Here is a 19,314-nt window from a genome sequence, read left to right as displayed (position 1 = left end):
TTGAACCGATGAACGGACTTTTAAATGTTCAGCTCCTTGGAGCGATCATAATCATGCCGCGTCCCTGCAGCCGCGCCGGGCGGAAAAATCTTATCGATCATCGCCAGCTCATCGCCAGTCAACTTAATATCAGCCGCCGCGGCGTTGGCTTCGAGATTCTCAATCCTGTACGTGCCAGGAATCGGCACGAAGAAATCGCCCTGCTGAAGAATCCACGCCAGCGCTAGCTGCGCGACGGTGCAACGCTTCACATTTGCCATGTTCTCAAGCTGCTGCAGCAAATTCGCATTGCGTTGAAAATTCTGCTCATGGAAACGGGGGCCGCGGCGTTTGGCTTCTCTCTCACCCAGTTCGGCAAAGTTTCTCCACTTCCCGCTCAAAAAGCCGCGCCCCAACGCATAGTAGGCAACATAGCCGACGCCCAACGCGCGACAGACGGGAATCGTGTTCGCTTCGTAATCGCGCGTCCAGAGCGAATATTCGCTCTGCATCGCGGTGATCGGCTGCACAGCGTTGGCGCGCCGCAGCGTATCCGGGCCGGCTTCGCTCAGGCCCAAATGGCGCACTTTGCCCTGCTCGATGAGGCGCTTCATCGCGCCGACGGTCTCTTCGATGGGCACGTTGGGATCGACGCGGTGCAGATAATACAAATCGATGTAATCGGTTTGCAGCCGGCGCAAGGACTTTTCACATGCCCACGCGACATACTCTGGCTTGCCTTCCACTTCGCGGCCCTCGGCCCAGGGCTGGCCGCGCAGGTTGCCGAACTTGGTGGTGAGCACGACTTCGCTGCGCCGGCCTTGCAGCACCTTGGCGAGAATTTCTTCGTTGTTGCCGTTGTTATGATCGGCGGTGTCGATGAAGTTCATGCCGATGTCAATGGCTCGCTGCAACACGGCGATCGCTTGCTTTTCGTCATGGTCGCTCAGCGTGCCTTGAAACGGTGGACAGCCGTAGCCGATGGCGGAAACTTTCAATCGCTCCGGGCCGAGATAGCGATACTGCATGCAGCAACTCCTTTACCGGCCACGATCATGTTACGGAACCGCCCCACGATTCAAGCGGGGACGCGCGCTCGTTGGCAAATACCCAGCAGAATGATAAACAACGCTGTTGAAATTGACCATGTCGCAAACTTCTACCCAAATAGTTGCACCCTCGCGTCTCGACTTTTCCAAAGGCTTTATCTTTGCCGTCGCCTCGCTTTCCGCCCTGGCGATTCTTAGCCTGCTGCTGATTGTGATCTGGATGAGCCTACGCGAAGGCGTGCCCGGGCAGGCGTCCGTTTACTCTTTTAAGAACTACGCCACCCTGCTCACCGATCCCTATCACTACAAAGTGATGTGGAACACGCTCTGGATTTCTTTGACCGCGGTCCTGGTCTCGGCGTCGCTGGGCTTTATCTTTGCTTGGCTGATCGAGCGCACCGACTTGCCCTACAAATCGCTGGCCGTGGCGCTGCTCAGCATGGGCGTGTTGATCCCGACGTTTCTTAAAGCGATGGGCTGGATCTTTTTGCTGCACCCGCGCATCGGCATCTTCAATCTCTGGTTGAAGCAACTTTTCGGGTTGCAAAACAGTCCATTAAATATCGCCAGCCTCACCGGCATCGGTTTCGTCGAAGGCATCACGCTGACTCCCGTCGCCTTTGCGATGATTTCGTCCGCCCTGCGCAGCATGAATCCGTCATTGGTCGAAGCCTCCAGCGTCCACGGCGTCGGCCGGCTGCGCACGCTGCTAAGAATAGAACTGCCGCTGGTCTGGCCGGCGCTGGTGTCGGTGGTGATTTGGATCTTCACCATCGCCATCGCCGCCTTTGACGTTCCTGCGGTCATCGGCATGGCCAACAATATTTTCACCTTCAGCACGGCGCTCTATTTCACCGTCAACCCGACCGAAGGTCTGCCCAAGTATGGCATCAGCGGCGCCTTCGGCACGATCATGATCATCTTTTCGTTGTTTCTCATGCTGCCCTACTTCTACGCGCTTAAGCACAGCCACCGCTATCAGGTGATCTCCGGCAAAGCGTATCAAACCCGGCCCATTGAATTGGGCCGCTGGTCCATCGCCGGCTGGGGCGCGCTGCTTTTATATAGCCTGCTCGCCTTTGTCTTCCCGCTCTTGGCGATGATTTGGACCTCACTCCTTCCTTACACGCAGCTACCCTCGTGGCAGGCCTTGGAGAACGTCTCCCTGGCGCGCTACACCGAGCTGGCCGTCGATCGCGGTGTCATTCAGTCGGCGCTGAACACACTGTTTTTGATGGCCGTCGTGCCAACCCTGGTGGTCCTCTTGAGCGCGGCAATTTCTTGGATCGTCACCCGCTCGCGCATGCGCGGCCGCTTTGTCTTGGACGCCATCGCGTTCCTGCCGCACCCGGTGCCCAACATTCTTTTCGCGCTCTCCATCGCTTACTTGGCGCTGCTGATTTCAAACATCCTGCCGATTTACGGCACCATCTACGTCCTGCTGATCGTTTATGTCGTCTGCTGGATCAGCTTCGGGACAAGATTGTTAAACAGCAATATGCTCCAGGTGCACAAAGAATTGGAGGAAGCAGCACAGGTGGGCGGCGTGCGCGCGCTACGTATTTTGGGCAAGATTATTATTCCGCTGGTGCGCCCGGGGTTGGTTTACGCGTGGGTCTGGATGGCGCTGATGGCCTATAGAGAATTGACCATGGCCGTGCTGCTCGCTTCGCCGAAGAACCCGGTGCTGTCAACTTTCATCTGGAGCCAATGGAACGGCGGCGGTCTCGGCGATGCCGGTGCGGCCGGAGTCATGATGGTCTGCGTCATGTCGCCGCTCGTGTTGACGCTGTGGATCTTCGCGCGCAGGCAGCAGCGCGTCATCCACAGCCAATCTTGACTCTATGATCGAGATCAAAAACCTCTTGAAGCTCTTTGTCTCCGGCAAGGACATCGTGCGCGCCGTCGACAACGTCGATCTCCAAGTCGGTGAAAAAGAGTTCTTCGTGCTGCTCGGTCTCAGCGGCTCGGGGAAAACCACGCTGCTCCGCTGCGTCGCCGGTTTGGAAAAACCCGACGGCGGCGAAATCAAGATCGGCGGCGCCACCGTGAGCGATGCCGCCCGCAAGCTTTTTCTCACGCCGGAGAACCGCGGCATCGGCATGGTGTTTCAATCCTACGCGGTCTGGCCCCATATGTCGGTCTTCGAAAACGTCGCCTTCCCCCTGGTCAACGGCCCGCGCCGTTTTTCCCGCGACGAGATCAAAAAGAAAGTCAGCCGCGCCTTGGAGCTGGTTCAGCTCGATGCCTTGGCCGACCGCCCCGCGCCCTTCTTGAGCGGCGGCCAGCAGCAGCGCGTCGCCCTGGCGCGCGCACTCGCCGTGGAGCCGAAAGTTTTGTTAATGGACGAGCCGCTCAGCAACTTGGACGCCCGTCTGCGCGAAGAAGTGCGCGACGAGATCAAAAACTTGTCGCGAGATTTCGGCATCGCCGTGCTGTACGTCACCCACGATCAGGTCGAAGCCATGGCGTTGGCCGACCGCATTGCGATTATGAGCAAAGGCAAGGTGCTGCAGTGCGCCGCGCCGCGCGAGCTTTACGACCATCCGAGCAGCCGCGAGGCTTGTGAATTTCTCGGCACCACCAATCTGATCGATGGCACTTTGCGCGATGCCAATAAGATTGAGACCGCCATCGGCACGCTTGCCTGCGCCGCGAATGGCACAAACAACAAAGACGTTACCGCCGCGATCCGCCCCGAAGAGATGCAGATTTCGCCTAGCGCCACCGGTGCGGAAAACGAGTTCGCCGCCCAAGTGACCTCGGCATCTTTCCTCGGGGAATTGACCGTCTGCGACCTGCTCGTCAACGGCACCAAGCTGAAATTTAAAACCACCCAGAGCATTGCGCTCAGCAAACAAGCCTTCGTGCGCTTGCCCAAAGAGAAGCTGAAACTCTTTCCACGCTGATTTCAGGAGTAGTGCCATGTCCCTTACCAACGAAGAGAATTTTAGCCTGACCCACGTCGGCCCAGGCACACCCTGCGGCACGCTGATGCGCCGCTACTGGCACCCCGTCGGTTTCACCGCCGAGCTCAAAGGCAAACCGATCCGCCGCCGCCTGCTCGGCGAAGATCTGGTGTTATTCCGCGACGAGAACGGCAAGCTCGGCTTGATCGGCGCCCGCTGCCCGCACCGCGGCACCTCGCTGCATTTGGGCTACCTCGAAGACGGCGGCCTGCGCTGCTGCTACCACGGCTGGCTTTTTGACACCACCGGGCGCTGTTTGGAGCAGCCCACCGAACCCGCGGAAGCCAACTTCAAAGACAAAGTGCGCGTGCCCGCTTACAAAGTCGAAGAGATCGCCGGCGTGATCTTCGCTTACATGGGCCCCGAGCCGGCGCCGCTCTGCCCGCGCTACGACGTGCTGGTGCGCGAGGACGGCCAACGCTCATTGCAAGGACGCATCGTCAACTGCAATTTTTTGCAAATGGTCGAGAACACCGTCGACCAACATCATTTTAAGTGGCTGCACCGCACGCCCAACACTAAAAAGTGGACCGACACGGTGCTGGGTTCGGAATATTTCGAATACGGCATCCGCGACACCTTCGCGCGCACCGGCGGCGGCGAGCGCTACCAGACCGTCAGCTACTTCATCATGCCGACCATGAACAAAACCGGCTATCACGTGCCCGACGAACATCCCTGCGGCATGGCCGCCAACCATCCCGGCTTCGAAGCGCTGCGCTGGCGCGTGCCGTCCGACGACACTCATACGATTCACTTCACGGTCTATTTCACGCCGTTGGTAAACGGCAAACCGATGGGCAAAATTCCACCCGACGGAGCCGCAAAAGGGTTGCTAGAGAGCACACCCGGCGAGTACCGCTACGACGAAGAAGGCAATCTGGCGCGCGGTGACCAAGACCGCGCCGCCCAGGAAAGCCAAGGCATCATCTGCGACCGGACCATTGAGCACTTGGGCGTCTCCGACAAAGGCGTGATCATGCTACGCAAAATGTATAAAGATAACATGGACGCCATCGCCGCTGGCAAAGACCCCATCGGCACGATCCGAGACGCGGCGAAAAACAAGATGGTCGAGATCGCGCCTGGAGAATATAAGATCGGATAATCTCGCGCAGAGGCGCAGGGCACGCAGAGAAAAAAAATTCCGAACTCCGCGCCCTCAGCGTCTCTGCGCGAGACAATTGCTGTAGGGGCGACCGGCCGGTCGCCCTTCCCCGCACTGACAGAATAATTCTCGACAGGAGACAGACCATGCTACCCCGCCAAGATAACGAAATGCTCACCCAAGTCGGCGCCGACAAGCCCATGGGCAAACTGATGCGCAGCTACTGGATCCCCGCGCTGCTCGCCAGCGAGATTTCCGAGCCGGACTGTCCGCCCGTGCGTGTGCGCTTGCTCGGCGAAGATTTGGTTGCTTACCGCGACACCAACGGCCGAGTCGGCCTCCTCGGCGAGCATTGCTCGCACCGCGGCACGTCGCTCTTCTTTGGCCGCAACGAAGAGTGCGGCCTGCGCTGCATCTACCACGGCTGGAAGATGGACGTGGACGGCAAGGTGTTGGACACGCCGGCCGAACCCGCAGGCAGCACGCTCAAAGACAAAGTGCGCCACACCGCCTATCCGTGCAAAGAAGCCGCCGGCATGATTTGGACTTACATGGGACCGAGGGACAAAATACCGCTCTTGCCGAATTATGAGTGGATGAACATGCCGCCGGAGAAGCTCTACGTTTCCAAGTCGATTCAAGATTGCAGTTGGCTACAAGGCTTGGAAGGGGAATGCGACTCGTCGCACCTCTCGTTCTTGCATCGCAGCTTCACCGGCGACCGGCCGCGCGGCGGCGGCGATGGCGCGTTCTACGCCGCCGACACCGCGCCGACGCTGGAAGGCTTCGACACGGACTACGGCGTGCGCATGATCTCCTGCCGCAAAATCGCCGCCGATAAAATCTACCTGCGCGTGTCCAACATCGTCATGCCCTGCCACGGTTTCATTCCCACCGGCGGCGTCAAAGGCAATCCCGAAGGCTACACGATCCATTCCCATGTGCCGGTGGATGACGAGCACAGCCTGCGCTTCAACATCCACTTCCGGCGCAATAGAAACATCGAGCCCGACGAGCACCAGCACGAAGAGGAGATCGGACCCGACTTCATCAAGATTCGCAACTTCCAAAACAACTACCTGATCGACCGCGAAAAACAGAAAAATGAAAACTTCACCGGCATGGGCCCGATCTTCATGGTCCACGACGCCTGCGCCACCGAAACCATGGGCCCGATCTACGACCGGACGCAGGAGCATTTGGGCGTCAGCGACATGACCGTCATCCACGTGCGCAAGTTCATGCTCAACGCCGCCCGCGCCGTCGCCGCCGGCAAAGAACCGCCCCACGTGATCAGAACCACCGAGCAAAACGACGTGCGCCACGTCGCCTGCATCGCCACACAGATCTCCACCAACGTCGACCCAAAGAAGTACGTCGTCGACGCGCTAAAGACCGACAAGTATTGGGAGTACTACGCCTAGGCACAGACAAATCATGTCACCACGAAGATCCCAGCGCGGCAAAGCCGCAACCGAATCCGGCAAGAGATTTAACCACAAGGGGCCTAAAGCGGCGCGCCCGGATTAGGAACTCGGAGAATTTAACCGCAAAGGACGCAAAGTAGAATTAGATCAAGACCCAGCGATTCCTCATTTGTCTCGCTACCCGCTGTCTTAGGCACCCATACACCCGACGAAGGTTACAAGAGAATTTTCCGAACTTTGCGTCCTTTGCGCCTTTGCGCGCGACATTCCGATTTTTTTCCTTTGTGCTCTTTGTGCCCTTTGTGGTTAAATCTCCCGCACCGACAAAGGAGGCGTTATGAAAGTCGTCGATGCGATTGCTGAAATCTTAAAGCGCGAAGGTGTAGAATTTCTCTCCTGCTACCCGACCAACACCATGATCGAAGCCGCGGCGGCGGCGGGCATTCGTCCGATCGTCTGCCGGCAAGAGCGCGTCGGCGTCGGCATCGCCGACGGTTTTTCCCGCGTCACCAACGGCAAGCGCATCGGCGTCTTTTCCATGCAAGCTGGCCCCGGTGCTGAGAACGCGTATTCCGGAATAACGACGGCTTACTCCGACTCCACGCCAATCCTGCTGCTGCCGGTCGGCCACGCGCGCAGCACCTCGCAGGTGCATCGTTTTTTTCGCTCTGTGGAAGCCTACAAGTCGGTCACCAAATGGTGCGAAGAGATCACGCTGGCAAGCCAAGTGCCGGAGATCATGCGGCGCGCTTTTAGCTACATGAAAATGGGCCGGCCAGGCCCCGTGCTCGTCGAGATTCCTAACGACGCTGCCATCGAAGAGTTCCCCTCAGCGACCATCAACTACAACCCCGTCAAGCGCACCACCGCGGGCGCCAATACCCAAGACGTCGCCGAGGCGGCAAAGGTTTTAGCGCAAGCGAAGTGTCCGGTAATCGTCGCCGGCCAGGGCGTGCTTTGGGCGGACGCGACCAATGAACTGGTCGAGCTTGCCGAATTGCTGCAGGCCGCCGTGACCACGCCCCTTGAAGGCAAGAGCGCTTTTCCTGAGCATCACCCGTTGTCTCTCGGCACCGGCGCGGGCGTCATGCCGCGGCCCGTGCACACGTTTTTGCAAAAGGCCGATGTAATCTTCGCCGTCGGAGCGAGCCTGACCAAACACAACATCGTCGCCGCGGCGATTCCGGCCGGCAAAACGATTATCCACGCGACCAACGACGAGCGTGACATCAACAAGCACTACGCTTGTGACTACCCGCTATTGGGCGATGCCAAACAAGTCTTGCAGCAATGTGTCGCCGCGGTGAAAGACGTCCTCGGCAACAAAAAACGGGAGAACAACACCGCGGGCGAAATCAAGAAAACCAAAGATGAATGGATGGCCGAGTGGCTGCCGAAACTTACTTCCAATGAAAAACCGCTGACGCCCTATCGCGTCATGTGGGAGTTCATGAATCTCTTCGACCGCAAAAACGTCATTGTCACCCACGACGCCGGCAGCCCACGCAACCAATTGGTCCCGTTCTATCAAGCGCCCCAGCCGCGCAGTTATCTGGGCTGGGGCAAGTCCCACGCCTTGGGAACCGGCCTGGGCCTAGCCATGGGCGCCAAGCTCGCCGCCCCGGACAAACTCTGCGTCAACTTCATGGGCGACGCCGCCTTCGGCATGACCGGCTTAGATTTCGAAACCGCCGTGCGCAACAACATTCCAATTCTAACGATCGTCTTGAACAACAACTTCATGGCCGCCGAGACCCACAGCATGCAAGCCTCCCACGAACGCTACGGCACCATGAATATTTTGGGCAACTACGCCGACCTGGCAAAATCTTTAGGAGGATGGTCGGAGCGCGTCGAAGAGCCGGGGCAAATCGTCCCGGCGCTACAGCGCGCACACAGAACCACGCTGGCAGGCAAAGCCGCTTTGCTGGAGTTTGTTACGAATCGGGAGATCGCTTATTCGCGGATGCGGGATTGACGGACCCGGTGACCGAGTCGAACGCCCGCAAACGCTTCAAACCGGCGTCGCTTGCGTCAAGGAAAATCGTTCGGCGCTGACCGACCGAAGTTCAGAGCGTAAGGAAGTTCAGGAACGACTGGGCGCTGCGGTTGAAGTGCGTCGGCGGATGCCGGCGCGTCATAAATTGACTGCCAACCTCGGCATTATTCCAGTGGTACACATGGGTTAGCAGGCCAAAGAGATAGCGCTGGTCTATGGCGATTTCGCTGCGCGGCATGAGTTGTCCCAGCTTTTGCGGGTTGCATATTTTCATTGCCCCCTGCGCGTTCTTGTTAGCATTGATAACCGCCACCTCGCCACCGGGCAAGCGGAAAGTGAAAAAATAATCTTCATTTACTTCCGATTTGGCTTTCGCATTGATGGCCGCCATCGCAAGCAGACGTTTAAGCGGTAGCTGATAGACTTCGTCGGCATTCATTAACCGATCATAGTCGAATTGGCGGCTCGCGATCAATCGAAGGTAGGTTTCGATGACATCCGGATCATAGGGCGCGTTGCGCACCTTGCTCGGCTGAAAATCCACCGTGTCTATGTAGCCGCATTCATCGGCGAGCACCACGGCGCGCGCATCGAATGCCAGCACCTCGGTGGCATCGGCAACGCCACGCAGGTGGTTGAGCCCAGCCAGCTTGCCGCCAAGCAGGTACTTGCCAGCAAACGGGATCGTCACTTTCGGATTCAACGCCTCGACGGTTCTTCGGTAGCGTGCAAAAAACGCCTGCTTCTTGTGCTCCGCCTCAACGACAAGCATCGGATCGTCCGGGTCGAAATAGGTCTGCGGATAAGGCCCAGCGCCAGTGTATCCTAACAGTAGAATATCGACCTCCGGACAGAGCTCACGCAGTGTTTGCGTCACCGGCTCGTCGAAACCAATGTCGTTGACATTGACCGCGCAATGCTGTCGAGCGCCATCGTGGTAGCGCACGATCAGCGCCGAGTCGATGTCTGAAATGCTGCCGGTGACATGGGGGAAAATCGTGATTTCCGCGTCATGAATTTGACAGGGGCGATCTAATACCATTGCGCTTAGTCCATCGGCCCGCATCTTGCCGTGCAAATGATTCACGGCGTGATCGGCGATGTAGATTGGCTTTTTGCCGTAGACCCCAAAGTACTCTTTGATGAAGGCGGCATCGTAGTGGTCGGGGTGAATGTGCGAAACATAGATCGCGTCACATTCGCCGATGCGCTTCACGGGACGATTGACCTTGGGAAAGTGAAACCAGGAGCCGTCGTAAATCCCCTCCGTAAACCAGGGGTCACAGAGGATCCGTGCATTCGGAGTGGAGATCACAACGCAGGCTGAATAAATGTACTCGATCTTGATTCCACGGTTCATCGGCACCTCGCCTAACAGCCTCTCAAATTATCTGACGGCTCTGTCCTAGCCGTTTCCGACATGCACGGAGCGCGCCAACCGGAGTGCTTGTGACATCGCTAAAAGCTTGACGCTTTTTTCTAGGACATAACGCCAAAAAAGGGGCGCCAAAAACAACCTACAACGCAAGCTGGTGGTGTATTGACTCGAACCGACGGAGTGGTTACCGATAGGTACTGTGTTTCGCTCCTTTCTCAACTGGATGCTCGCCTTGGGGCTCATCTTTGGCGTCAACGCGCGCCGCCTATCTTCTCTTGCAGCGGAGATTCTATGGATTCGGATCGTTTGATTCTCTGGATTGTTTACAACGTGTTTGTCCTTGGCATGCTCGCCTTGGACCTGGGCGTGTTTCACCGCAAGGCACACGCGGTATCGATCAAGGAAGCGTCGATTTGGAGTGTCGTTTGGGTCACCCTGGCGATGATCTTCAACCTGGGAATTTATTTCTACTGGGGCCAAGACAAGGCGCTGGAGTTTCTCACCGGTTACGTCATCGAAAAGTCGCTCAGCGTCGACAACCTCTTTGTGTTTCTGATGGTCTTTCAGTACTTCAATACGCCGAGCGAGTACCAACACCGGGTGTTATTTTGGGGCATTCTCGGTGCGCTTATTTTGAGAGCGATTTTCATCGCCACCGGCTCGGCGCTGCTGAGCAACTTTCACTGGATGATTTACGTCTTCGGAGCCTTCCTGGTTTTCACCGGCATCAAGATGTTCTTCCAGGGCGATGAGAAAATCGAGCCCGAGAAAAATCCCGTGGTGCGACTCTTCTCGCGCTGGGTGCCGGTCGTCAAGGAGTACCATGGCCAGAGTTTTTTCATCAAACGCGACGGCAAAACCTATGCGACTCTTTTGATGCTGGTGCTGATCGTGGTCGAAACCACTGATGTCATCTTCGCCGTGGACTCGATTCCGGCGATCTTCGCCATCACCTCGGATCCGTTCATCGTCTACACTTCCAATGTGTTCGCGATTCTCGGCCTGCGCGCGCTCTATTTCATGCTCGCCGGTGTCATGAACATGTTCGTCTACTTAAAAGTGGCGCTCTCGTTTGTGCTTTGTTTTGTCGGCGTCAAAATGATGCTGGTGGATGTCTACAAAATACCCATCGGAATTTCGCTCGGCGTTATCGGCAGCGCGCTGCTTCTATCCGTCATTGCTTCGATGATGGTGCAGCGCAACGGCCTGGAAGTCGTCGAGTCGAGCGATCGCAAACCCCACGAATGACGGCGCTCGCGTCCAACTGCGCGGCACATTAATCGAGCCAAAAGGGTGGATTGTTTTTGAACAAATGCTTGGGGATCTTGGCGTAGACCAGGTTGACGACGTCGACCGCTTCGCCAATGCCCAAGTCCACAGCCAAGCTGCACAGCGCATAGGCATCGGCCGCCGTCAAGCCCTTCTCGGCCTGCAGAAAATCCACCGCTTCCTGCAGCGCGACGCGCGTGGCGACGTTTAGATCGACATCGAGTCCGGTGGTGAGATAATCGGTCGCGGTTTCGACCCGTGGCTGCTTCAAGTGTTTCTTTTTATGCAAAACAAATTGCAGCGTCGGTTTGAGTGAAATCTCGATCGCCCCGCCGTCGACTTCTCCATCTCCCTGCACCGCGTGACCGTCGCCGGTAAAGAACTGGCCGCCTCGGTTGAAGACCGGCAGAAACAGCGACGAACCGATCCCGGTGTACTTCAAGTCGATATTGCCGCCCCACGCCCCTGGCGGTGTCGACGAGACCATCCCCAAGCTGGTCGGCGGCGATACGGCCATGATGCCCATAAATGGGCTCAGCGGGATCTGCACATCGTCAGAGAACAGCGCCACGCGCCGTTCCAAATCGAGCCGAATCAATTTCTGCGACGGCGCCGCCAACAACTTCGGCAGCACGCCCTTTCCCGGTCCCGTGTTGTTAACACCGTAGGGCACGCGAAACTTGATATCGCGCACGCGCACTTCCAACGCATCGCCGGGCTCGGCGCCCTCAACGTAGATGGGTCCGGTGAGCACATGCACGCTGGCGCCCTTGGGCCGCTTCATGCCGGCGTAGAGCGCCTTGGCGTCGGCCAGAACCTCGTTGGCGGCGATGCCATAGTCGCCAAAAAACTTTTCCGGGTCCTTGGCAGCGACCAAACCCTGATGCGACAAAGTTTCTATCTCGACAGTTTGTCCGGACTGTATCGTTAGCGCCGGTGCAAGATTTGCCGCGATGTAGCCCCACAACACAGTATCGGGGGTGGAGCTAAGCGTTGCATCAACGGCAATGGCAGAGCCAATGGGGTGAACTTGGGGCGGTGTTTGGGTCATCGATAGCTTCCTTTGTTCCGGAAGCTATCACTGCCGGCGGCCGCGCTTCAAGAAAAAACCGATTGCAAACGGGGACTGCTAAGCGATGTAGCGCAGCAGCGGCGCATCGTCATCGTGCTTGATCTTGCCGTCGTAGGCTTGAAAAATATGCAGCGCCGACGCCGCGCTCCAAGGCGTTTCATCGATGGTTGGAACTTCTTTGCTTTCGGTGGTCTCCGGAACTGCGCTTTGAGTCTCCTCGGAAGAACGCAAGGTCGACTCGACGATCGCCCGTTCTTCCACTGGCACCAACTGCCCCGGTGGATTGGCAATAATCAGCGCGTCCGTCTCGCTCACCGCTGCCGGCGGCATCGCTTTGGCGACCACAGAGGGCGCGCTGGTGGGCCCCGCTGCCAACGCCGCAGGCGGCGCCTTCGGCGGACCGAAGAAGGCTGAGTAAAGATGATCGCCGACGTCCTTGCCGGTAAACCATTCAACCACGGAATTGACAATGCCCGCGACAAACCCGCCGACCCGTCCCCACAGCGCGCCACCGACCAGGCGCGGCACGGCACCGATCTGGTCGCCGGTGAGATTGCGATAAAAGGTTGAAACGATCGGCAGATGCTGCAGCGGGTTGACGATGTCGATGACATCGCCGAAGCCGAGACTCTGTTTTTCCCAAACGGAAAATAGAAGATGAAAGCCTTCTAGCTTGGGGTCCTCGGTTTGCCATTTTCAATCTTCAATTGCCACCGATCTTGCCCTGATTGCCGACAATCACGGTAATCAGCTTATCCGGCAAAAGATATTTCTGCGCCACCCGCTGCACGTCGGCGCGGGCCACCTTCTGAATCAAGCCGTAATAATTCTGCGGATAGTCGAGCCCGAGCTGGTAGTACTCGACGCTGGCGAGAAAATTGGCGACCTTGCGGTTGGTATCGAAGCGCAGCGGAAAACTGCCGGTGAGAAAGTCTTTGGCATCGCTCAGCTCCTGCTCGCTCACCAACTCCTCGCGCATGCGGCGCATTTCCGCTTCCGCCAGGCGCACCGCTTCGAGGGCGCTCTCGTTTTTGGTCTGCAGGACAAATTGAAACGTGCCCCAATTTTTTTCCGGGCTAAAATAGCTGTAGACCGAATAGGCTAGACCTTTTTGGTTGCGGATGGTTTCCATCGCCCGCGAGGAAAAATCGCCGCCGCCGAGAATGTAGTTCATCACCTGAATGGCGTAGTAATCCGGATTCTCCCGGCCGACACCCTGGTGGCCAAGAATGATATTGGCCTGGGTGAGGTCTTTATTCACTCGCACCGCTTGCTTGCCCCCCACCTGCGCGGGCGCCACCGGCGGGCCGCCGGGTTCCCCTTTGTTCCAGCCGCGCAGCGCCTGGGTCAACGCCCGGCTGATTTCCGCCTGGGAAACGTCCCCCACCACCGACATGATCGTGCGATTAGGCCGATAGTGGCGCTGAAAGAAGTCGCGCAGATCTCTCTGCGTCAAGCGGCGCACCGCGGCCGCGCTCCCTTCGGTGGGTTTGCCGTAGGGACTCTGCGGGTAGAGCAGCGCGGCAAAGCGCCGCTGCGCGATGTCACCGGGCTCCTCTTCGCGCGCTTGGATAGACGCAATCACCGCTTGTTTCTGGCGCTCGACTTCGGCCACTGGAAAACTCGCCGTGGTCAGAATCTCCGCCAACAGTTCCAGTCCAACGGCGAGATCTTTTTTTAAGATCGACATGCTGATGGTGGCGAGATCGTCGCCGCAGCCGGCGGACAAACTGGCGCCGAGAAAATCCAGCGTGTCGCTAATCTGCAGCGCGTTTCTGCGCGCGCTGCCGTAGGTCAAAAGCCGCGCGGTGAGATTGGCCAAGCCTTCCTGGTTAGCGCGGTCGTAGCGCGCCCCGGCGTCAATCAACAACTCAATGGAAACGATCGGCAGCGCGCGCTGTTCCGAAGTGAGCAGCACCATGCCGTTGTCGAGCACGGTGCGCGCGGGCGCCATGCCGGCGCGCAGGGACGGCGGCACGGCCGCCAGCGCGAGCACGAAAACAAGGGCCGCGATCAACTTAGGTGAGACTGGCGCTTTCATGGATTTTTCTCTTTGGTCGGTACCAAAATACCCACCGTGCGCCGGTCGCGGTCGAGGTACTTCTGCGCCACCCGCCGGATATCTTCGCGGGTCACTTTGCGCATGCCATCGAGATATTTATCCATGTCGCGCCAGTCGCCGACGATCTCGTAGTAGCCAATTTTCAAGGCTTGGCCAAAGATCGAATCCTGCGCGAAAATAAAGCTTGACTCCACCTGGTTCTTGGCCTTCTGCAGCTCGCGCTCGCTGACCAGCTCGACTTTGACTTTTTCCAGCAGCCGATCGATTTCGCGCTCCACCTCCGCCGCGGCTTTTCCCGGCATCAGCTGCGCGGACACGGAAAAGGTCGTGTCATCGATCGAGACCGAGCCGTAATCGGCATCGATACTCCGCACCAGCCGTTTGTCATAGACTAGCTCTTTGTAGAGGCGCGCGCTGCGCCCGCCGGCGAGCACCACCGATAACAAATCGAGAGCAAAGCTATCGGGGTTGCGCAAATTGGGCGCGTGATAGGACATCATTAGCAGCGGCAGCTCCGCTTCTTTTTTCAAGGTGACGCGCCGTTCGCCCCTTTGCGGCGGCTCGGCAGCGCGCACCTTGGGTGCTTCGGCGCCGCGCGCGATCTTGCCGAAGGCAGCACGAATCTTGGGCAGTATCTCACTGGCCGAGAAGGCGCCGGCGACGACAATGAACGCATTGTTGGGGGCGTAGTAAAGTTTGTAGAAGTCGACGAGATCTTGGCGCGATAGGTTCTGAATATCGTCCATCCAACCGATCACCGGCCGGCGGTAGGGATGGACCGTATAAGCCACCGCATTTGCCACTTCGCCCAGCGCCGCGCCAGGGTTGTCGTCGGTGCGCAAACGCCGCTCTTCCTGGATGACTTTTTTCTCGGGCTCGAAAAAGGTATCGCCGAGCAGCGCGTTGGTCATACGATCGGCTTCCAGCTCGAGCTGGACATGGATTTTGTCGCGGCTCATGGTCGCGTAGTAAACCGTCATGTCGGTGGAGGTAAAGGCGTTGGACCGGCCGCCGTTCTTGGCGATCAGCCGCGAGTATTCTTCCGGGCCGGTGGTCGGCGTGCCCTTGAACAGCATGTGTTCGAGAAAGTGCGCGAGCCCGCTCTTGCCGTCTTTCTCGTTGCGCGAGCCAACCCGATACCAGACTTGAAAAGTCACTGCTGGACTCTTGTGATCCTCCAGCAGGAGCACCTTGAGGCCGTTTTCCAAGGTAGTTTCATGAACCGCGGTGGCCGCGCCATAACCGAAGGCTGGCAAAGCAAACGCAAGGACGAGCAGACACGAAAACCTGCGCAAGACCATGGGTTAAGTTAGAGGATGGGTTTTCAAAGTGCAAGATTGGCTCGCGCTGGCTGGCTTGGCGGCGACTTCACCCGCGGCGCCGTCGCCGGTGAGAAATTCAGCCGGCAGTGCTGACTCATGTCAACCCGTTGTGTTATATTCGCCCCACTCGTCATCAAATTGATACGCGCCTACAAGAGGAGAGCATCTATGACAAGGACCGGTCACCGGCGCTACATAAATTTCGTCGCAGCATGGGCCTTGAGCGCCGCCATGACCGGCTGTGCCGACCCGCTCCTTCTGCGCAGTGCGGTATCGCCGGAAAACGTCGCGCTACCGCCGCTTGGCCCGCGTATTTACGTCGCCAACGAAAGTTCCAACAACGTTTCGGTGATCGACTCCGAGAAACTCGTGACCATTGGCACCATCGACGCGCGCAGCCACGCCACCCACGACTTGGCGCTGTCGCGCGACGGCAAACTGCTGTTCGCCACCAACCTCGCTTCCGGCCGGCTCTCGGTGATCGATACCGAGCGGCTGGAAACCATCGCGTCGATTTTCACCGGCGCTCGCAGCCACGTCGTGACACTGACCAATGACAACAAACAGGCATGGATCGCCAACATCGCCGACGACACGATTTCGATCCTCGATATTGCGACGCTCAAAATCGTCGGTGCGCTGCCGACCGGCCAAGGGCCCACGGGTCTGGCTTTCTCTCGCGATGGCCGCTTTGCCTACGTGAGCAACCAGGGCGACAAAACCGTCCAGGTCATCGAGGTCGACTTTCAACGCGTGATCAAGACTTTGCCGGTGGGCACCAATCCGCATTTTCTTGTGCTTGGGCCCGATGGCCGCATCTGGGGCTGCAACACCGGCTCCAACGACATTTTCGTCATCGACACCAAGACCCATGAAATCATCAACTCCTTCCAGGTGGGCCCCTTCCCGCAGCAGATTGCCTTTGCCTACAAAGGACTCTCCGGGCCAAACGCCTACGTAACCGTGGCCGGCTTCAACAAAGTTTTGGTCTTGAGCACCGACCCCAAACGCATGAACATCATCGAAGAGATTCCCGTGGGCGATCGCCCCAACGGCATTTGGGCCAACGCACAGGGCACCCGGTTGTTCGTTGCCAACGAAGGCTCCAATGACATCAACGTCATCGACTCAGGAACCGCCCAGGTGGTCGCCACGGTGGCCGTCGGCCGCAAGCCGATTCGGGTGGTGGCTTCGCGTTAACACCTACGGGAAGGACTCATCAGAATATGCAACCCGCACGGAAAATCTTTTTGCTTTTACTATTGTTCATGCTCGCCTTTGCACATCGGAGCGCCGGCCAGAACCTGCAAATCGGCCAGGCCCTATTTGCCCTCGGCACACTGGTGGTGGTGCGTCCGGATGGCATCGAAGACCGTCTGCGTGGCCGCGGTGCGGTCAGCCTCTTCGAACATGACGTTTTGAAAACCGAAGGCGGCAGCCGCAGCACTTTTGAGCTCAGCGACGGCACCCGCGTCGGCCTCAACGAGAACACTCAATTACAGATCCTGTCCCGTTGGGAAAAGGCCCATGGCGTAACCCGGGTGCTGCGCCTGAGGAGAGGCCAACTTTGGGTGAGATCGGCCTCTGGCAGCAGGCCCGTAGAAATCGAAACCGTCTCCGGCACGGCGATCGTCAACAACGCCGAGATAGATTTGCGCGTGGCCGACGACGGCCAAAGCGCACTGTCGGTGGTGCAGGGCTCGGTTCAGTTCGCCACTGCCTATGGTTGGTGCACGGTGACCGCCGCCACTACCAGCACCGGAGCGATCGGAAGTGGCTGCAGCGCCAACGCCAAAAACAATCCTCAACAGATCACCGCCTGGAGCCGCGACTTGCTTAAGTGAGTCTGCGCGCAGATACCACGACTAGGATTTATTCACCACGAAGGACGCGAAGTGCACTCGCGTTGCAAACGATCAGTTGCCTTCGGGAGCAAACTGCAGGGTGATGTTGGTGCGCACATCGGTAACGCCGGCAACATCGCGCACCACGCGAATGGCTTCGTCACGCAGCTTTTGATCGCGCAGAGCACCGCGCAACATCACCACGCCGCTACCATTGGCTTCAATCGTCACTCCCCAGCGATCGGAATCGCTGACTTTCAAAAGCCCCTGGTTGCGCAGCCGTTGCTCGATCTGGTTGTGCAACCGCGCCAGATCCCTCTCGTCGACGCGGGCAACCTGCGGCGGCTGCGGTTGCGCTTGTGGCGGCGCAGGCAGCGACCCCGGCGGTAACGGTTGGCTCGCCGGCTTGGCCTCCACCGGCTTAGGAGTCTCATCAGCTTTCTTCTCCGGCGGCACCAGCTTGTCCAAAATAACCGGCGGCTTGGCCGCCAGCACGAGCGGCTTGGCTTCCGCCGCTTTGGCTGGCGCCGCTCTGTCTCTCAGCGCTTCGTTGTCGGTGGGTCCGGCGCGCACCGCCCCGTCGGCTTCTTTGGCGCGCGCCTCGACAGCCGGCACCGGCGCGGCAACTTCGCGAGCCGGCGCCTGCGCCGCACGCGGTTGAGCAATGGAGGTCCTCGGCACTGGCACCGACTCCCAGAAAAATCCCAGATAGCCAACGAAAGCGGCCAGGCCCAAGCCACCGCACTCACCGCTTTCCAGCGCATTCCTTGGCGCTTTGCCGACGCTCGCGACGGAGTCGCCGTGGGCGAAGCCATCGGTATCGCAACCGGTGTGCGCACCACAACAGGGGCTTGGGCCGCTGTTTCGACGGCTTTGCTGCAGGCCTTCAGGTCTCTGGCGAGCCGCGCCATCGACAGCGGACGCTTGGCCGGCTTCTTTTCCAAGCACTGCATGACCAAGGATTCCAAAGCCTCGGGAATTTCCCGGCGCAATTGCCGCAGCGGCCGCGGTGCATCGTTGATCTGCGCTAGTAAGGTGCTCAGCTGAGTCGCTTCTCTAAAGGGCACCTGCCCGGTCAACATTTCATACAGCACGATGCCTAGGCGATAGATATCGGTCTGCTCGCTCGGCTCGCCGCCGCTGGCTTGCTCGGGGGCAGTATATTCAGGGGTCGCAAGCCTCATGTCCGCTTGGGTCAATCGCGTCGACGAGCTATGCTCCAGTGGCCGCGACACGCCGCAATCGGTGATCTTCACCTGGCTGTCCGGCGTCACCATGATGTTACAGGGGCGGATGTCTTTATGGAGTAGCCCGCGGCGGTGCGCCGCGGCAAGTCCGTCGGCGATCTGTTCGGCGAACCGCACGGCACGCGCGACATCGAGGCGACCGGCGTCCTCAATCACCCGGTCCAGGGGCTCGCCCTCGACGTAGTCGCAGACGACAAACAGACAACCGTCGGCGGTCTGGTCGAAGTCCAATACGGTCGCAACGTTGGGGTGCTTGAGCCCAGCAGCGAGCCGGGCTGAATGGCAAAAGTCCTTAACGTACTCTGGGTTAGCTGAGTATTGCGCATCCAGAATCTTAAGCGCGACTTTTTTCTGGTTGTCGATTTGTTCGGCAAGATAAACCGTGCCCATGCGGCCCAGGGCTACCCTTGCCAACACCTTAAACCGCTCGTCGATGATTGTGCCGAGGTAACGATCGTTGGCGAGCTATGATCAAAGCGTGTGGAAATAGGAAATAGGTAGGCGTACCCTTTCGCGAATCTAAAAACGAAAGGCTGCCTGTTGGCGCAGGCAGGAAAGGATACGCCGATGAGAGAAAAGCACACTGAGG

General features: G+C 58.5%; 16 protein-coding genes. 8 read left to right on the top strand and 8 right to left on the bottom strand.

The window, feature by feature from the left end; all coding sequences use genetic code 11:
* Positions 1 to 20 precede the first annotated feature (20 nt).
* Entirely contained in the window at positions 21 to 1,007 is a 987-nt protein-coding gene (locus tag FJ145_20670) for an aldo/keto reductase (protein ID MBM4263821.1), read from the bottom strand.
* Between the two features lie 118 nt (positions 1,008 to 1,125).
* Between FJ145_20670 and FJ145_20665 the strand changes: the two genes are divergently transcribed.
* The 5 genes from FJ145_20665 (at position 1,126) to FJ145_20645 (ending at position 8,510) form a co-directional block, all read left to right on the top strand.
* A complete protein-coding gene (locus FJ145_20665) occupies positions 1,126 to 2,868 on the top strand; it encodes an iron ABC transporter permease (GenBank protein MBM4263820.1) in 1,743 nt (580 codons plus the stop codon).
* 4 nt (positions 2,869 to 2,872) lie between these two features.
* Positions 2,873 to 3,937 carry an ABC transporter ATP-binding protein gene (locus FJ145_20660; protein ID MBM4263819.1) on the top strand — a complete coding sequence of 355 codons (1,065 nt, stop codon included), beginning with the start codon at positions 2,873 to 2,875 and terminating at the stop codon, positions 3,935 to 3,937.
* A 16-nt stretch (positions 3,938 to 3,953) separates the two neighbouring features.
* Positions 3,954 to 5,105 carry a Rieske 2Fe-2S domain-containing protein gene (locus FJ145_20655; protein MBM4263818.1) on the top strand — a complete coding sequence of 384 codons (1,152 nt, stop codon included), beginning with the start codon at positions 3,954 to 3,956 and terminating at the stop codon, positions 5,103 to 5,105.
* Positions 5,106 to 5,251: 146 nt separating this feature from the next.
* The gene (locus tag FJ145_20650; protein ID MBM4263817.1) at positions 5,252 to 6,529 is read left to right on the top strand and encodes a Rieske 2Fe-2S domain-containing protein; all 1,278 of its coding nucleotides are present in this window, start codon (positions 5,252 to 5,254) and stop codon (positions 6,527 to 6,529) included.
* Positions 6,530 to 6,869: 340 nt separating this feature from the next.
* Positions 6,870 to 8,510 (top strand): thiamine pyrophosphate-requiring protein, encoded by a 1,641-nt coding sequence (locus FJ145_20645; protein ID MBM4263816.1) that lies wholly within the window; start codon positions 6,870 to 6,872, stop codon positions 8,508 to 8,510.
* A gap of 91 nt (positions 8,511 to 8,601) precedes the next feature.
* Here FJ145_20645 and FJ145_20640 read toward each other — a convergent pair whose 3' ends face one another.
* Entirely contained in the window at positions 8,602 to 9,891 is a 1,290-nt protein-coding gene (locus tag FJ145_20640) for an MBL fold metallo-hydrolase (protein ID MBM4263815.1), read from the bottom strand.
* Positions 9,892 to 10,200: 309 nt separating this feature from the next.
* On the opposite strand from FJ145_20640, the gene FJ145_20635 reads away from it, so the two are divergent.
* Positions 10,201 to 11,157 (top strand): TerC family protein, encoded by a 957-nt coding sequence (locus tag FJ145_20635; GenBank protein MBM4263814.1) that lies wholly within the window; start codon positions 10,201 to 10,203, stop codon positions 11,155 to 11,157.
* Between the two features lie 28 nt (positions 11,158 to 11,185).
* On the opposite strand, the gene FJ145_20630 is transcribed toward FJ145_20635, so the two are convergent.
* The 4 genes from FJ145_20630 to FJ145_20615 all read right to left on the bottom strand — a co-directional run bounded on the left by FJ145_20630 (position 11,186) and on the right by FJ145_20615 (position 15,613).
* Positions 11,186 to 12,229 (bottom strand): acetamidase, encoded by a 1,044-nt coding sequence (locus tag FJ145_20630; GenBank protein MBM4263813.1) that lies wholly within the window; start codon positions 12,227 to 12,229, stop codon positions 11,186 to 11,188.
* 78 nt (positions 12,230 to 12,307) lie between these two features.
* Complete coding sequence (locus FJ145_20625) at positions 12,308 to 12,778, bottom strand: hypothetical protein (protein MBM4263812.1); 471 nt, start codon at positions 12,776 to 12,778, stop codon at positions 12,308 to 12,310.
* A gap of 175 nt (positions 12,779 to 12,953) precedes the next feature.
* Complete coding sequence (locus FJ145_20620; GenBank protein ID MBM4263811.1) at positions 12,954 to 14,291, bottom strand: insulinase family protein; 1,338 nt, start codon at positions 14,289 to 14,291, stop codon at positions 12,954 to 12,956.
* Complete coding sequence (locus FJ145_20615) at positions 14,288 to 15,613, bottom strand: insulinase family protein (GenBank protein MBM4263810.1); 1,326 nt, start codon at positions 15,611 to 15,613, stop codon at positions 14,288 to 14,290. The genes FJ145_20620 and FJ145_20615 overlap by 4 nt, the downstream gene beginning before the upstream one ends.
* Positions 15,614 to 15,730: 117 nt before the next feature.
* Here FJ145_20615 and FJ145_20610 point away from each other — a divergent pair, with 117 nt between their 5' ends.
* Together FJ145_20610 and FJ145_20605 are read left to right on the top strand one after the other, a co-directional pair.
* Positions 15,731 to 16,834, top strand: a complete 1,104-nt coding sequence (locus FJ145_20610) for a hypothetical protein (protein ID MBM4263809.1) — start codon at positions 15,731 to 15,733, stop codon at positions 16,832 to 16,834.
* A 26-nt stretch (positions 16,835 to 16,860) separates the two neighbouring features.
* Entirely contained in the window at positions 16,861 to 17,478 is a 618-nt protein-coding gene (locus FJ145_20605) for a FecR domain-containing protein (protein MBM4263808.1), read from the top strand.
* A 72-nt stretch (positions 17,479 to 17,550) separates the two neighbouring features.
* Here FJ145_20605 and FJ145_20600 read toward each other — a convergent pair whose 3' ends face one another.
* Together FJ145_20600 and FJ145_20595 are read right to left on the bottom strand one after the other, a co-directional pair.
* A complete protein-coding gene (locus tag FJ145_20600; GenBank protein MBM4263807.1) occupies positions 17,551 to 18,093 on the bottom strand; it encodes a BON domain-containing protein in 543 nt (180 codons plus the stop codon).
* Positions 18,018 to 19,142: a serine/threonine protein kinase gene (locus FJ145_20595; protein ID MBM4263806.1), complete on the bottom strand. Its 1,125-nt coding sequence runs from the start codon at positions 19,140 to 19,142 to the stop codon at positions 18,018 to 18,020. The genes FJ145_20600 and FJ145_20595 overlap by 76 nt, the downstream gene beginning before the upstream one ends.
* Positions 19,143 to 19,314 lie beyond the last annotated feature (172 nt).

It is taken from the genome of Deltaproteobacteria bacterium, from assembly GCA_016874755.1.
In the GTDB taxonomy this organism is placed as follows: Bacteria; Desulfobacterota; Binatia; order UBA9968; family UBA9968; genus DP-20.
Note: the sequence above shows the minus strand (reverse complement) of the source record. Positions and strands in the feature narration are given on the sequence as shown.